The sequence below is a fragment of the Cellulosilyticum sp. WCF-2 genome (assembly GCF_003990395.1).
Taxonomy (GTDB): domain Bacteria; phylum Bacillota; class Clostridia; order Lachnospirales; family Cellulosilyticaceae; genus Cellulosilyticum; species Cellulosilyticum lentocellum.
The window spans coordinates 2,505,300-2,520,917 of the sequence record NZ_CP034675.1 but is presented as its reverse complement, the minus strand read 5'-3'; the positions used below and the strand labels follow the sequence as shown (position 1 = coordinate 2,520,917).

Sequence of the window (15,618 nt, the reverse complement as noted above, 5' to 3'; positions counted from 1 at the left end):
TATTTACGCCTCATTTGCCTGAGTTACACTTCCTAGAACACCATTAATAAATTTAGGTGACTTATCCGTACTATAAATCTTTGCAATCTCTACTGCTTCATTAACAGCTACCTTAACAGGTACATCTGTATATTGCAGCTCAAAAATAGCTAAACGCAAAATACTACGGTCAACTTTAGCAATTCGAGCCATTGACCAATTTTTAGCTGCTCCCGCAATAAGCGCATCTATTTCTTTAACGTGTTCATAAACACCAAAATAGGTGTCCTCAATAAACTTTACAATGGCTTTATTAGCACTTTTTTCTTTGCTGTCCATCGCATTTAACTGGTCGTATAAAATACGCTCTCTCTCCTCTTCTGGATGAAAAGTTCCCTCATATAGCATTTGCATAATGAGCTCTCTTGCATTACGTCTAGTCATTTTGTCCTCCTTATGAATAAAGCTAACCTCCGAGTGGAAGTCAGCTAACGTTACATGTTTTATGCTTCTTGTCCTTTGTCAAATTGTACGCCTACAACATGAACATTAACAGAAGCTACATTTAATCCAGTCATTGTTTCTACTGAATTTTTAACTTTTTGTTGTACTTCTAAACATAGTTTTTGAATTTTTGCGCCATATTTTACAATCACCGCAATATCAATGAAAACTTCTTCTTCGCCTACTTCTATTTTAACACCTTTGGGTTTTTTCTTACTACTAATAGCTTGTTGTACAAACTCTGCTTTAGTAGGAGCCGTAGCTTCAACACCATCTACCTCTAAAGTTGCGATTTCTGCGATTACTGCAATAACATCATCAGCAATTTGAACTTGATCCATATCATGAGTGGTTTCTAACCCAATAATTTTTTGCTCGTCCATATTTAAATACCTCCTATAGGTTATCATCTATCTTATGGTCTTATTATATACAAAAATGCCATAGCTTGCAATTTTATTTTATTTCTTCAGTAACAAATAGGAAAATATAGGAAAAGGCACTTGTTTCTTATTAACAAGTGCCTTTTTATAGTATGCTATTTTTCAAATTTGTCAACTAGATAAAGTAATGATGCATTATTTTTTAGCAATCCCATTCAGTGGTGTAATATTGATTTTACCTACACTATAACCTGTTTTGCGGTTAACAATTTCTTCAATTTGTGCAATATCTGTATCAGAAAGTTCTGCTTTATTAACCACTACATCCACAGTATCATCATCAATTCTTACATATACTTCTTGGAATCCTTTAGCACGAAGAAGTGCTTCTGCACTACTTTCCTTTTCAATTCTCTCTTGAATTTGTAAGAGATTAGCCGCTGCTTTTGATTTACTATCTTGGTCAAGATTTTCATTAGCTACATATTGACTCAACTGTTCAATTTGGGCAGCACGGCTTTGTTCTCTTAAAAGTTTTTCTTCCGCAAAATAATTGACATCTAAATTCTTGCTAGCTGCTACATTGGCTGTATCTGTTAATTCTTCTGCTTTTTTAGTGATAGTAGCTGTGAAGCTGTCACTTGTATTGGCATCAGCTGTTGTCAGTTGTGCTTCTTCACTTGGAACAGCAATTTCTTCTGTATGAGCTACTGGTTGTTTATTCTCAACTGTTTGATCATTAGTTGCTACTACTTGACTATTAGTACTTGCGGTTTCATCATAACCAGAGAATAAATCTGTTTCCTCTGCTGTGTTATCTCCTGTAATACTACTATCAGCTACATAATTGCCATCTTTCACATTAGGTGCCTGCTGCGTATTAAGATAAGCTGCAATTGCAATCATAAAAACTAGGACAGTAATAATAACTTGATTTCTTTTTAAATTAAACATATGAATCCTCCTATTTTCTTTTTTCAACTGAGATTTTATGTACTGGAACATCTAAGAGTGAGGCAACAGCATTTGTAACACTTTCTTTTACCCCACTATCACCTGCTCCTTGCGCTAATATAAGTACGCCTTTTATAACAGGTGCATTTTGTTTAACGATATAAGGCGTATTGTTATTTTGAAGCACAACTTGACGAGAGGTGTTATTAGTGTCACTTACCCTTGTGCCTCCTGCCTGATCTTTTTCCTCCGTGCGCTGCACATTAGTAGTTGTATCCTCGGCTAAGACTTTTTCTTCATTAGAAACAATGGTAACCATCACATTAACTTCACCAACCCCCTCCATCTTTGATAATATGCTTGCAAGCTTTTTTTCTAATGCATCTTCATAGCTTTGACTTTCCTTAATTGTTGTTTGCCTGACTACTGTTTGCGTTTGACTTCCCTTGGAGCTTCCCATAGGCCAAAAGGTAATCCCTAGTACCAGTAAAACGAGCCCTATGATGAGCCACATATACTTGCTGTTTTTACCTTCTTTTGCCCACTTTGCAAATTTCTCTGACATGCTTTCCCTCCTTTAATTCTTTTGTACTGTAATATGTATATTACAGACTTGTACATTATAGAAGTCGCTGAGACAAGTTTTTATTTTATTTTTTAAATTTTCTTCATCACCATCTAAGGTATCGCTTTTGTTTCCAATATGAATCGTTCCAATATGTATCTTTCCACTTCTATTTTTCCCCACTGTTAAAGTAATCTCCTCTAATTCATTACCTTCATAACTTAAGCTAATAGCCTGAACTTTCACATCAAACTCTTTTTCTACTGTACTTCTAATGCCTTCCTCGTAATAACGCTTAAGCACTTGTTGCTGACTTTCAAGTTGATTGTTATATTCTAATAAAGCAGTTTCTCCTCCACTTAGTCGTGCCTCGTAATATTTAACATAGTCATCATAACTGTTATGTCCTCCTTTTACTAAACCTATAATCGGCTGCAACATGGTATAAATTAAAATACAGCCTAGTATCAATTTAATATATTTACGATACGCTGAGTCTGGAAAAATCATTTCTATAATAATGACAAAAAGCATCATCCAAATAAGCATTTGTAAATAGCCTCTCATTGTTTTCCTCCTACGTTACATTTAACCCTACGCTCATACAGATTGCTAAACTACATACACACAAAAGAGCTACAATTCCTACAGCACTCATAATAAACTCACAGCCTTTGCCTAATTTATGTGCAATACTGGCCATCTTCTTATCTCCAATAGGTTCAATAAGTGCACCTGCTATCTGATAAACAACAACATATGAGAAGATCTTAATAAGTGGAACACTTACTAAGAGAAGCAGCCATATAATAACACCTGCAGAAAATGTATTTTTGATAAGTCCTGAGCAACTCATTAAAAAATCTGCTGCGCCCCCTACGGCATTTCCTACTACTGGAATAAAAGCTGTAGAAAACTTCAATGCAGCTTTTTTCACCGTAACATCTGCATACGGCAGCGTCATACGATAAATACTTAAAATACTTACACTTAAAACGAGTAGTCCTCTTAAAGTCCACTTGATACCTTTATAAAAAAGTTTAATAAACTGATCTACTTTAAATTCTTCACTCATGCTGCTCACTATTTCTAAGACTATTACCCAAATAATACAAGGTAGTACAATAACACGAATCACATAAGTCGTTAAACTTAAAGCAGTAATAATAACGGGTGCCATAGCTGCTGCTGAAACCGCATAACCTGTAGTCGTCATAAAAGCAAGTAATGTCGGAATGCATATATACATCAGCTTTAACACTTGATCTATTGTCTGCTGTGCTAGCTGAATCATCACTACAAAGCTTTGAACAACACTGAGTAAAATAGCCATATAGCATACAAAAAAGCCTATTTTCATAGTATCCTTAGATTGAAAAGAACTACTCAAGGTCTGAAGAAGATTACACAAAAGCACAATGAGAATAAACCTTGCACCTAGTTGAAGAAATAAAGCAATCTCTCCCAAAAACAGATTACCCATTTGTTTTAAAATATAGTTTATGGATAAGTCTGCCTTACCACTTACCAAGTTCGTTACTTCTTGTTTTAAACTAAATTGTTTTAATTGAGGTGCCTCTGCTTTCAGCTCACTTTCTAATTGTTCGATAGCATTCCAGTCAAATAAGTTAATACCATAATGAAGTACTTCCTCTTCATTGATTTCTTCTGCCTTTAAAGTAATGCCGAAGATGATAAAGGCGATCAGTACAATACATACTTTAAGCAAGATTTTCTTTGGTCTCATTTTCCTCCCCCTCGCTTTTAAATCAAATCTGTAATCAATTCTATTAGAGCTAGAATAACGGGAGAAGCAATGACAAAAATCATTACTTTTCCTGCTAATTGAACTTTACTGCCGATAGCTTTTTCTCCTGCATCCTCACAAAGCTGTGCTCCAAATTCAGCTAAATAGGCAATGCCAACTACTTTAAGTACAATATTAAGATAGGTATTATCCATATTCATTTTATTCGCTAAATCTCGTACCACCATAAATACACTGTCTAGCTGACTCACAATAAATATCATCAGTATGGTTACCGCAGCTATGCGAATTAAATTACCATACATTTTACTGTAGCCATCATAATAACTTACTAATCCAATGAGTAACGTAGCTGTTAGTCCAAAAGCAACTAATTTAAGGATGTCCATCATCACTCCTCCTTAGCGCGCAAAGGTTTGTACCACTTGAAAAAATTGCTGAATGTATTGCATCACAATAAATAGACCCATAATGACACCTACTACAGATATAGGAAATTTCCACTCTTTTGCATCTGCTTTATCAAGTAGAATATTAATCACTGTGATACAAATGCCTAGTCCTGCTAATTTAAAAATAATAGTAAAATCTATCATTTGCTTCCTCCTATAATAAAAAGATACTTAAACCAAGTCCTACTAAAACGCCTAAAGATCTATTGAGCTTGCTTGTTTTTTGATACTTTTCTTTAGCTTCTTTTGTACTTTGTCGTAATTGTTCTAAAACCATCTCAATATTTCGCTTCTCCATATTTTTGTCTAAATACCCACAAGCTCCCCCAAAACTATACAGTAATTTATAATCCTCAGCTTGTAAGTGAAATGCTTGCTTTTGGGCATTAATAGCGTTTTCCCACATTTCTTCTACTCTTACACTCTCTTTATCTTCTAAACTTTTTGCAAAGCTTATCATGACCGCGTCTATGCTTTTGTTGTTTGTTCTCTTCCCTACTATTAAGCACGCCTCTTTTAAAGGAGTAAGCCTGTAGTCAATTTCAGCTTTTAAAAGTTCAAACAAATAGATAAATTTTCCAAGCTCTTCTATACGCTTTTTTTGATCCTCATCTAACCAAATGCCGCCTAATATACATCCTATTAATACAAGACCAATAGCTAATAGTTTCATTACACTCCTCCTATCCCAGTAGACTAATACCCCTTATGCCATCTCTAATAGTCTCTATGGTACAAGGCCCTTGTTTATGTGATAAAACAATGAGACGTTCAAATAGCCCCTTCTCTAAGAGTTCTTTCAGAACAGGTCTCCTTAAGCAGTCCTCTATATTTTTACCATGCACAGTGCATAACAGGCTCACACCTGCATTTAAAATCTCTTCTAATGCTGTACAATCATCAGCTTTACCAATTTCATCTACAGCTATTACCTGTGGTGCCATTGACCTAAGAAGCATTCGCATGCCTTCCACCTTTGGACAACCATCTAAGACATCTGTTCTACTTCCCATCCTATTTTGAGGTACGCCTTGATAACAAGCTGCAATTTCTGATCTCTCATCTACAACCCCTACCGTATAAGGTCCATAGCCACAAAAACCTTCACTTAAATAACGAATCATATCTCTAAGAAGTGTTGTTTTTCCACAACCTGGTGGGGAAATAATGAGTGTATGATACACCTTGTCCCTACTTAAAATATAAGGCATTACTTTTTGGCTACACCCTATCACTTCATGGGCAATACGAATATTCATACCACTTATGTATTTGAGGGTTTTTATATGACTCTGCTCCAGTACAGCTTTACCTACCAGTCCAACACGATGTCCTCCCTCTAAAGTAATAAACCCTTGCCTTACTTCATCCTCCAAAGCATAAAGAGAAAAATCACTCATGCAATGTAAAACATCTGTTATATCCTGAGGTAATAAGGCTAAACTCTCTCTAACATGACATAGTCCCTCCTCATTAATTCCCCATTCTTCCCCATTCATTTTAAGTAGAATAGGACCCCCTGCTCTTAATCTAATTTCTTGTAAAGACTCATAGCTGGTTTTACTTAGTTTTTGCATGGGTAATTTAATGCTTCTTGGTAAAACTTTTAATAAGTTTTCCTCGTTCATATGATTCCTCCTTTGTATATGGATTAATTTAATATATTCAAAAGAAGGACGAGTTAGAACCTAAAAATGGCACAAAAAAATGCTCCTCTTAGGACTTTGCCTAGAGAAGCATTTTGCAAGGTTAGAGATTATGCTCTACCTGTATATTCACCTGTACGTGTATCAATTCTAATAACTTCACCTTGTTCGATGAATAATGGTACCATTACTTTTGCACCTGTTTCAAGAATAGCAGGTTTTGTAGCACCTTGTGCTGTATCACCTTTAATACCTGGTTCTGATTCAACGATTTGAAGCTCTACTGAAAGTGGAGGCTCAATAGCAAATACTGATCCTTGGTGAGAAGCTACTTTTACCATTTCGTTTTCTTTAACAAATTTTAAGCTATCACCAACTGTTGAAGCGTTAACAGCGATTTGATCATATGTGTTAACATCCATGAAGTGGAATAACTCACCATCTGAATAAAGATATTGCATATCCTTACGTTCAATATGCGCTTTAGGTACCTTTTCACTTGGACGGAAAGTTCTTTCTACTACCCCACCAGTTTTGATATTTTTTATTTTACAACGAACGAAAGCCGCACCTTTACCTGGTTTTACATGTTGGAATTCAATAATTTGATAAATGTTACCTTCGAATTCGATTGTAACACCATTTCTAAAATCACCTGCTGAAATCATTACATTTCCTCCTAATTATCTTTTCTCATATAGTGTAAACTAGATTTTTAAAATTTTCAACGATTTTTTTGTTTTACTTAATGATAATAAGGTCTTTTGGCGAATGGGTGAAGTTTTCTATGCCACTTTCTGTCACCACAATCATATCCTCAATACGTACCCCTCCAAAACCAGGAAGATAAATCCCTGGCTCCACAGTCATCACCATTCCTGGCTTAATCTCTGTTTGATCAAGCACTGAAAATCTTGGATTCTCGTGAATCTCAATACCAACAGAGTGTCCTAGCCCATGTCCAAAGTAATCGCCATAACCAGCCTCTTTAATAATATTTCTAGCAATAGCATCCACTTCGCAGCCTTTCATTCCTACACGAATCCCTTCAAGTGCTGCTTTTTGCGCACGTAGTACTATTTCATAAATCTTAAGATGTTTTTCGCTCGCTTCTCCTATGACAATAGTACGTGTCATATCTGAACAATACCCTTCATAGATACATCCAAAATCCATGACTACAAAGTCACCAACTTGAAGCTTTTCTTCTCCAGGATGAGCGTGTGGCAGGGATGATTTAGCACCCGCTGCTACAATAGAAGCAAAAGATAAACCAGAAGCACCATGTCTTCTCATGCTTTGTTCTAGTTGAAGTGTCACTTCATTTTCTGTAAGTCCCTCTTTCCAACGCGCTTCGATAAAAGGGATAACTTCTTTAAAAGCCATGTCTCCAATAGCTTCAGCTTTTCTAAGCTTCTCTAGTTCTTCTTCATCTTTAATTTGCCTTAAGTTCTCTACACTTTTAGTAGTAGGAATCCATTCAAAAGCAGTGTGCTGACTAAGCTCTAAGTAGCTACTATATGTCACATGTTGGGCTTCAAAGCCTATGCGCTTAACACCCTCTTCTTTTGCAATGGCTACTGTTGTGGCTAAAAGACTTTTTTGTCCTTGATCAATGCAGGTGAAATCAGGTGCTTCTTTAGCTACTTGTTCTAGATATCTAAAGTCTGTTACGAGCACCATTTTGCTAAAAGAAATGTAAAGCATCGCATTTGAACCCGTAAATCCACTTAAATACTTACGATTTGCTTCACTTCCTATAAGAACGGCATCTAATTTTTCTTTCTTCATGTACTCACGTAATTGTTCTATTCTCTTATTCATGCTGTCATCTTCCTTTTCTTTTTATGTACTTATTTTTAGATTTTAATGAAAAAATCATGCATCCTTTTTGCTACCAAATTCACACAAACCTTCTTTGTCTTTAAGTATTTCTAAAATAGTGCTTACCACTTCTTCAATACTTTTGCCTTCGCAGCTTATAGTATATTTAGCAGCTGCTTCGTATAAAGCCTGCCTCTTCATATAACGTTCCTTAACTTCTTCATAGCTAGAAACTAAGGGCCTGCTTTTATCATCTGCAATACGCTCATATAAAGTATCATATTCATGGTATAAATAAAAGGTATTTTGCGTTTTAAGAACAGTTCTATTTTCTGAATTCACAATAATGCCACCACCGGTGGAAATAATACCTACTTCTTCATCAAGTGCCTTCTTTAAATAAGTTTCTTCTAAATTTCTAAAATAAGCCTCACCTTTACTAGCAAACATAGAGGCTATCATTTCCCCACAAGCCTCCTCAATATAGGCATCTAAGTCAATCCATGAGTAGTGAAGTGCTTTTGCCAAGGCTCCTCCTACTGTTGTTTTACCGCTTCCCATAAATCCGATTAAACAAATTGCTTTTGTCATCTCCCACCTCTTGTCATCTAATATATGCTATTTTCCTCTCATTTAATGCGTTAACCATGCTAACTGTTCTGTTTGGCCTAGAAATAAATGATATTGATTGACACTCACTTTGAGCTTTACTTGGTTTTGAGTCACATCAAAAATCATTTGAGCCCCTGACGTACCTACCTCTAAATTTCCTCCTGAAACATAACTGGCATCGATATAATTGTGCAAAACTAATTCACTCATAATAGTTTGTGGGGTATTTCCTGGCCATTTAGCAAATTCCGCATGATAACGGTCGATTTGTCTTTGAATTGCTTTGACTGAACTGATATCTGTGGTTATTCTAGCTTTTTCAGTTGTCTTAGTAAACTGCGGAACTAAGATAGCACCAATAATCCCCATGATCGCTACTACAATAATGAGTTCTACCATTGTAAAACCTGATTGAGCTTTGAACTTGTTCATTATTCACCCCACTATATATCCTCATAAACTTTTATATTTAACGGCTACTTTTCCTGTGGCGATATAAACTGTTATGTCTGCTCGTTGCTTAATATCTTTGTTAATTAAAGTAATAGTTCCTGTCTTAGATGAAGCCATAGAGCCTCTAAAAATTAAATGTTTTCCTGTAATATTATCAGGAATCTTTATTCCCTTGCTTAAACGAATGGTATAAATAGGTTTGTTTACCCCTTGCCTTACTAATACACGATTAGAAAAACAGTAAAGATTGTATTGTTGTCCTGTCTTTACAGCGGCTTGCCTTACATAAATAAGGGCATTCTCTACTTCCCCCACAGCTAACTTAAACTGTATATTTTGAAACCATTTTACACCACCCATGATACTTCCTATGGTAATGCCTATGACGGCTATTATCACTACTAACTCCACTAAAACATAGCCTTTTTGTTTCATAAACTGCCCTCCCTCTTAAAAATAAAGATTTTTAAAAGGATTGACAAAGGCTTCTTTAGTTATTCACTTTTTGCAAATGCTTTTGATAACTTTTAATGATTTTTTTCTCTAGTCCACGCTTTACCTTGGTCTTCCATTCATCTTTCTCACTTACTGGTTGCACTAAAATCGTTTTAATACCAGCTTTATTACCACCATATACATCAGTAAAAACTTGATCTCCTACAATAATGGCTTCTTTCTTTTGACAGTTCATTAATGTAAGGGCCTTTTTAAAGTTTTTAGTTAGGGGCTTTTGAGATTTATGAAGAGCAAATACCTTAAGCTTTTCATTAAATTTTACCACTCGATCTTCAGTATTATTAGATACTAAAGTAATTTTAAATCCTTCTTTTCTTATCTGATCAAATAAAGCTATAATTTCTTCATTAGGTTCGGCTTCATCATATGGAACTAGGGTATTATCTATATCAAAGATAATACCCTTAACTCCTTCACTTTTAAGTTGTTTTAAATTTAAATCATATATTGATGGCACATAAACCGTTGGATATAATTTCTTTATCATCTATTGCCTCTCTACTGCTATATTATTGTCAAGTTCACTTATGCTAGTTGGTTGTATTGCTAGTTGTTTCATTATTGTCCTCTAAAGCTTTTTTAGCAGCTGCACTTTCATTAGCGATCAGGATTGGACTCTTCTCCTGTTCTTTTGCTGCCTTTACCAGATCATGAATATTCATTTCAGCATCTTGAGCTGCTTTTATTAATTCATCCTTATCAACTTGTAATTCTTCAGCTACTTTTGCAATGTCTGCATCTGACATTCCTAAGATATATTCAACATCATTACTTTTTTGGATTTGCATAAATTGTAATGTTTCAATTTTATCATTTTCCATACCAACATAATACTTATAATTATAATATACTACTTCATTATTTTTTAGTAAAGTCTCAGTAGGAATAGTTATAACAAATCGTGGTTGATTTTTGGTGCTAAATACACTCGGTGTAATGGTAATGGCACCCATATTGGGTTTTAAAGAACTTATTTCATCTTTATAAGGACTAATTTCCCTATGGAACGCAACTTTATAGCTCTCTTTATCAACTGTAAACACTTGCTCTAATCCTAAGTAATCCCAAAACTTAATATATGCATCCGCATTGGTATTGTATGCAACCTTATAATAATCATAGGTACTTTCAGGTTGTTGCATCAATATGGTAGCTAATTGAGTTAATATCTCTCCTTGCTTTTTGGTAGGTTCACTTTCAAATGCTACTCTAGTGATATGCTGTGTATCTATTAGCTTATTTTTATCATCAGTTGACATTCCCCAGCTCGTTGCATTAGTAACACTAGCCACTTTAAAAATCTCACTGTCATTTACTGTTATCCAAAAATCTTGCTCCAATTTTATAGCATCTGGCTTTTCACTAAAGATATAACGCTGATTTTCTAACCCTTTTATGTCAATACCATCTAATGTAGTATTTGTAGCAACCACACCTTCGCCTTTTTTAATCAAATACCCTTCTTTTTCTCCCCAACTATAGTCCTTCACAAAAGTATCTACTGGGTAACAATTATTAACTGTGGTAACAGCAACTTCATATACTGTTTGTTCGCCTAAAGGTCTTGTTGACTTGATTTGAATATTTTCTACTTCGGCTTTGCCACTTACAATATAATCATTTATAAGTACCCACTTTGGCAAATCTACTTCTGACTTGATATACTGTGTATTCAGTTTATTTTTCACACCATCTGTTAGGTATTTTCCTAGCTTTTGCTTTAACAAAGGTTGATAAAACTTTTGTAAGTTATCCCAATATCCTTCATCTGTAGTTGCTCTACTTTGATTTAAAATAAGCAGCTCTTCTTCAGTAAAAGAAAAATAATCCTTAAAAAAGCCCTCAAAATCCGTTTCTGTAAACTTATGAACCTCTTCCTGTTTATCTATATCTGTAGTTTCATTTGCAACAATATCTTCAGGTATTTCTACAGTTTTCTCTGCCTTATTACCGCATCCTACACTCAACATTAGTAATACGGCAAGGCTTATGCTCATCCATCTTTTCATTGTTTACTCCCCTTTCCTATCTACTATTGTGCCTTTTTAAGTGATTGTATTGCTACTTGTATTCCCTCCGTATCTATCTCTAAAATAGATTCATTCGTATAAGCTAACATAGGCTTTGTAAAGCCTGTTTGTGTGCCCATTATATCAGGAAGTACTGTTTCACTATAGTCCACCAACTTAAGTGCTGTTAAAATCTGACGATACAGTTCATGATTTTTCACTGTAAGTGAGAAGAGCACATTAGGATTATGAGTGATTGTTACTTGTCCTGATTGGATTATTAATCCTGCATGTTTACCCGTAAAAATAGTACTTCTATCATACTTAGCCACCTCTAAAGGATCTGTTATAGCCGCTGGTTTGGGTTCTGTTTTGGGCGCTGACTCAGGTCCACCAATAATTATTGCCCCATCAATGGTTATTCCACCTTTTATTTCCACAGCCCCTTTGCTAATTATGATTCCCGTGAACTTATTCTTTGCTGCGTTGGTTGTATCTATAATCAGTTTTCCTTCTCCCTTATTTACAATAATAGTTTCATATGGTTCAGGCGTACCTGATTCTTCAACATCAACATAAAATTTTGATACATCTATAGTACGTTCCTCCGGTGTTAATGTTGATGTTAATGTTAATACTGATATAGGGGTTTGATATGACCAAGCATTACTTGTGGCTGTAATCTTTGATAAATCTACAGTGTCTGCGAATGTACTTTTATTAAGATTATTACCAGAAAAACTCTTATATAATATCGCTCTTTGTAAAGTCATATAACCTCGTAAGCCTTGGTAATTTCCAAGTGGTACAGCTTGTAAATTTTTAAAATAGCCATTTTCACCACCAGCTAAGTAATCAGCTGGTCTTTTAATTATTTTTTGTACCTCATCAGTATAAGTTGTATCAACAGATGACATAAAATCCTTGAAATGTATTGGTGCAGGATTTGTTATATCATAATCACTAGGAACTAGCCCTATATACATGAATCTTCTGGCTTGATTTTCGTCACTAAAGCCATTTTTACTGATTTGACCAGTTTTATTAGTAACAGTCACTCCACCATTATCATCTTTTCCAGATACTCTTCCAATAGCATAGGTCTTACTAAAATTTGTTTGAATCTTATCATTAGCAATTAATTGATGAAGTGGGGATGTAGACAAAAGATACGTGCTATTTTTAGGTATTTGCACGGTATGACCAGTAGCACTATCCTCTGTTCCTTTTGTAGTATCATCACTAGGATTGAGCCATACAGTTTGTGCTTCATCTCCTGTTACATACCCTTCCCAGGATGCAACACCATTAAAGGGTTCACCTATACTCTCCCAAAGCTTCATAGGAATTTTATCGGCTGCTAGTGTAATATAGGGTTGACCTACTACATACATTTCATCTGCATCAATGATACAATTTTTTCCTTGTGCAAAAATACCACTGCTTTGATTAGGGTCAATATTGGTTGCAGGATCTGTACCTGCATTAACGCCAAAAATGCTTTGATCAACTGTAATCTTACAGCCATCTACCCATCTATCAATCATCACATCATTATCCACCATGACATTGCGCTTAACTTTAATATTAGCTTCTTTTACTTGATTAGCTCCATTAAATGGTGATTGATTGCTACTGGTTTCATAGTAATCATCTATAATGCCAACGGTGTACGCAATTATATCTTTGCCCACCTCTATGTAGGTCTTATTCGTACTAGCACCATAAGAGCCTCCCCAGCCATTCGTAGCTAACACATTATTAGTACAATATAGATTATTAGTGATGTATATCTCGCCTCCATTTACAGCTAATACACCGCCATTTTGATCTACTTCCGGGTATGCTGTCACCCCTTTACTATTAGTAAAGCCTGCAATACTTTGTTTACCACTTACTCGAACATCTCCACTAGAAACTGTTAAATTGCCATCTCCTGTTACAAACACATCTGAAAAACATAAAATAGAGCTATTTAATATTTCTGGCACATATTGTTTTCCATCATCTGCTGTTTTCCATTCGTATTTTTCATGAATTTGATTTTTAAGGGTAGTAGGCAGCTTTACTTCTATTATTGCCTCTACTTTTTGAGTATCATAAGTTGCACCATTACTGGTTGTAGCTGTAGCTATGATTCTTAGCTTATTATTGGTTAGCAAATTATTGGCTGCATCCTGATCCGATGTTTCTATTGTTACTGTTGTATCATATCCACTGGCTATTCTATCCCCTTGCATTTTATACTCAATAGGTGGTTTCGCACTTGGTCCTTGAGTCAAAAAGCTAGATTTAATATACTCATAAATTCTTTTCTGAATTTGTGACTTAAGGACATCACTCTTGACTTGCAGTTTATTATCGCTATAAACGATATCGGGTGCTGGATTTGTAGTCGAACCTTTTAGTTTCTTAATGACGCCATCATATGTAGTCCCATCTAATGTATAACCTTGGGTCACATCTTTAACAATCTGTGACATCTGACTTTCTATAGCCTTATTCATGGTATCCACATGCTTTTCTAATGCTGATTTAGCTAAATAGTATGTATTACTTGTATTACGATTTAATACAGCTAAATCATACTGCATACCTGATATATTCACTACAGTAGCAACAATTACCGCCAAAACAAGTAAAATGATTGTAGTGATAAGCATGGCATTTCCTTTTTGATTTTTCTTCACTTTGTTAACCTTTTGTTCCATGTTATCACCTCCTTTAATGATCAAATGCATCATAGCTATAGACATCTATCATTCTTTTAACAATCTTACCAGGATTACCCATTGCAGGACTTTTTTCTCTAGCAATAATGGCAATCAAATAATTATCATAGTTGGTTTTATTATCAATATTTACGATGGTACTTTTCACACTAGTTCCAATATCTTCTACTACAATATTATACTTTGCCTTTGCATAAGCTATTTCTTGTGCAGTTAGTGTACTTGGGAAATTATTTTTCACTCTAATCGTTTGATTATATCCTGTTTTATTAATAAACTTTAAGGTGTAATCTGTTTCTGTTGCTACAGTACCTGCCGCTACATTGGCTTTTAATGTACCAATGTCTCCTATTAAATCAGTTAGATTGACTTCGATAATACTTCTAGATTTAGTAATTGGGTATATCGTAGAATCGATTGTGCCATTTGGAGAACAAGTAATTACATATCCCCTATTTGAACCATCTACATCTATGATTTTCACTTCTACTTTTACTTGATTTGTACTATTATTCCAAGTATCTAAAGTGCCATCATCTTTTATACTCACTTTATTAACATCCAAAATTTCTTGTTCGGTAGTCCCTCTATTAGGTACATAAATTAACTCGCTATCATTGAAAATCTTAAGCATCTCAGCAGTCGTTGCAAAGGTAATAGGATAAGCTGTGCCACTATAATCGCTAGCTTCTAACTTATATGCATTATCTGTATGAAGTTTTACTGCTTTTTTAAGTTGGTCTGCCGTTAATTGTAACTGATTACTTACTAAAGTTACATCTTCTAGCTTCCACAAAGCCACTTCATAAGCATATCGATTTGTATTATAAGCAGTTTGAAGATCAATGGCCGTTGGCAAAAAACCACTTAAAACATGAGATTGATCTCTATCTCCTGCTAAGCGATTGTTATACGGTATAAGATAGCCTTTATAGCCCTCTGTTTCAAGATTAAAATTAGTAGCTACTTTTCGCTTACCTTCAACTTCTTGCTTATTATAAATATCTGCTGTTATTTTTGCCTTAATATCTTCCATCAAACATTCTGTTGTTAGTGTTACTTCAGTAAGTGATTCTGCTGACACCCTTGTTTTAATAGAGGCTAAAAGTGAAAAGCTAATAGGGCCTACAATAAGAGCAACAATTGCTAGACACACTAATATTTCAATAAAGGTAAAGCCCTGTTCATTTGCTCTATCTTTCTTTAACATATTTTCACATC

19 protein-coding genes are annotated in these 15,618 nt (G+C 34.9%); all 19 read right to left on the bottom strand.

Going from position 1 to position 15,618, the window contains the following annotated elements:
* Positions 1-3: 3 nt before the first annotated feature.
* Positions 4-423 carry a transcription antitermination factor NusB gene (gene nusB / locus EKH84_RS11195; protein ID WP_127066364.1) on the bottom strand — a complete coding sequence of 140 codons (420 nt, stop codon included), beginning with the start codon at positions 421-423 and terminating at the stop codon, positions 4-6.
* A gap of 59 nt (positions 424-482) precedes the next feature.
* The gene (locus EKH84_RS11190; protein ID WP_013656764.1) at positions 483-866 is read right to left on the bottom strand and encodes an Asp23/Gls24 family envelope stress response protein; all 384 of its coding nucleotides are present in this window, start codon (positions 864-866) and stop codon (positions 483-485) included.
* Positions 867-1,061: 195 nt separating this feature from the next.
* Complete coding sequence (locus EKH84_RS11185) at positions 1,062-1,820, bottom strand: SpoIIIAH-like family protein (RefSeq protein ID WP_190283304.1); 759 nt, start codon at positions 1,818-1,820, stop codon at positions 1,062-1,064.
* Positions 1,821-1,830: 10 nt separating this feature from the next.
* Entirely contained in the window at positions 1,831-2,385 is a 555-nt protein-coding gene (locus EKH84_RS11180; RefSeq protein ID WP_127066362.1) for a hypothetical protein, read from the bottom strand.
* A 12-nt stretch (positions 2,386-2,397) separates the two neighbouring features.
* On the bottom strand, positions 2,398-2,952 hold the full coding sequence (locus EKH84_RS11175) for a stage III sporulation protein AF (RefSeq protein ID WP_127066361.1): 555 nt from the start codon (positions 2,950-2,952) through the stop codon (positions 2,398-2,400).
* Positions 2,953-2,962: 10 nt separating this feature from the next.
* Positions 2,963-4,132 carry a stage III sporulation protein AE gene (locus tag EKH84_RS11170; protein ID WP_013656760.1) on the bottom strand — a complete coding sequence of 390 codons (1,170 nt, stop codon included), beginning with the start codon at positions 4,130-4,132 and terminating at the stop codon, positions 2,963-2,965.
* A gap of 17 nt (positions 4,133-4,149) precedes the next feature.
* On the bottom strand, positions 4,150-4,542 hold the full coding sequence (gene spoIIIAD / locus EKH84_RS11165; protein ID WP_013656759.1) for a stage III sporulation protein AD: 393 nt from the start codon (positions 4,540-4,542) through the stop codon (positions 4,150-4,152).
* Positions 4,543-4,554: 12 nt separating this feature from the next.
* Complete coding sequence (locus tag EKH84_RS11160; protein ID WP_013656758.1) at positions 4,555-4,749, bottom strand: stage III sporulation AC/AD family protein; 195 nt, start codon at positions 4,747-4,749, stop codon at positions 4,555-4,557.
* 10 nt (positions 4,750-4,759) lie between these two features.
* A complete protein-coding gene (locus EKH84_RS11155; RefSeq protein ID WP_127066359.1) occupies positions 4,760-5,278 on the bottom strand; it encodes a stage III sporulation protein AB in 519 nt (172 codons plus the stop codon).
* Positions 5,279-5,288: 10 nt separating this feature from the next.
* Positions 5,289-6,233 (bottom strand): stage III sporulation protein AA, encoded by a 945-nt coding sequence (gene spoIIIAA, locus EKH84_RS11150; RefSeq protein ID WP_127066358.1) that lies wholly within the window; start codon positions 6,231-6,233, stop codon positions 5,289-5,291.
* A 128-nt stretch (positions 6,234-6,361) separates the two neighbouring features.
* Positions 6,362-6,919, bottom strand: a complete 558-nt coding sequence (gene efp, locus EKH84_RS11145; RefSeq protein ID WP_013656755.1) for an elongation factor P — start codon at positions 6,917-6,919, stop codon at positions 6,362-6,364.
* 73 nt (positions 6,920-6,992) lie between these two features.
* Positions 6,993-8,075, bottom strand: a complete 1,083-nt coding sequence (locus EKH84_RS11140) for a M24 family metallopeptidase (protein ID WP_127066357.1) — start codon at positions 8,073-8,075, stop codon at positions 6,993-6,995.
* A gap of 54 nt (positions 8,076-8,129) precedes the next feature.
* Entirely contained in the window at positions 8,130-8,666 is a 537-nt protein-coding gene (locus tag EKH84_RS11135; RefSeq protein WP_127066356.1) for a shikimate kinase, read from the bottom strand.
* 42 nt (positions 8,667-8,708) lie between these two features.
* Positions 8,709-9,119, bottom strand: a complete 411-nt coding sequence (locus tag EKH84_RS11130; RefSeq protein ID WP_127066355.1) for a type IV pilin protein — start codon at positions 9,117-9,119, stop codon at positions 8,709-8,711.
* Between the two features lie 21 nt (positions 9,120-9,140).
* Entirely contained in the window at positions 9,141-9,575 is a 435-nt protein-coding gene (locus EKH84_RS11125; protein ID WP_127066354.1) for a pilus assembly FimT family protein, read from the bottom strand.
* Positions 9,576-9,630: 55 nt separating this feature from the next.
* The gene (locus EKH84_RS11120; protein ID WP_127066353.1) at positions 9,631-10,143 is read right to left on the bottom strand and encodes a YqeG family HAD IIIA-type phosphatase; all 513 of its coding nucleotides are present in this window, start codon (positions 10,141-10,143) and stop codon (positions 9,631-9,633) included.
* A gap of 43 nt (positions 10,144-10,186) precedes the next feature.
* Complete coding sequence (locus EKH84_RS11115; protein ID WP_127066352.1) at positions 10,187-11,665, bottom strand: hypothetical protein; 1,479 nt, start codon at positions 11,663-11,665, stop codon at positions 10,187-10,189.
* 23 nt (positions 11,666-11,688) lie between these two features.
* Entirely contained in the window at positions 11,689-14,376 is a 2,688-nt protein-coding gene (locus EKH84_RS11110; protein WP_127066351.1) for a hypothetical protein, read from the bottom strand.
* A 13-nt stretch (positions 14,377-14,389) separates the two neighbouring features.
* Positions 14,390-15,607, bottom strand: coding sequence for a type IV pilus modification PilV family protein (locus EKH84_RS11105; protein ID WP_127066350.1), 1,218 nt, complete (start codon positions 15,605-15,607; stop codon positions 14,390-14,392).
* Positions 15,608-15,618: the final 11 nt, after the last annotated feature.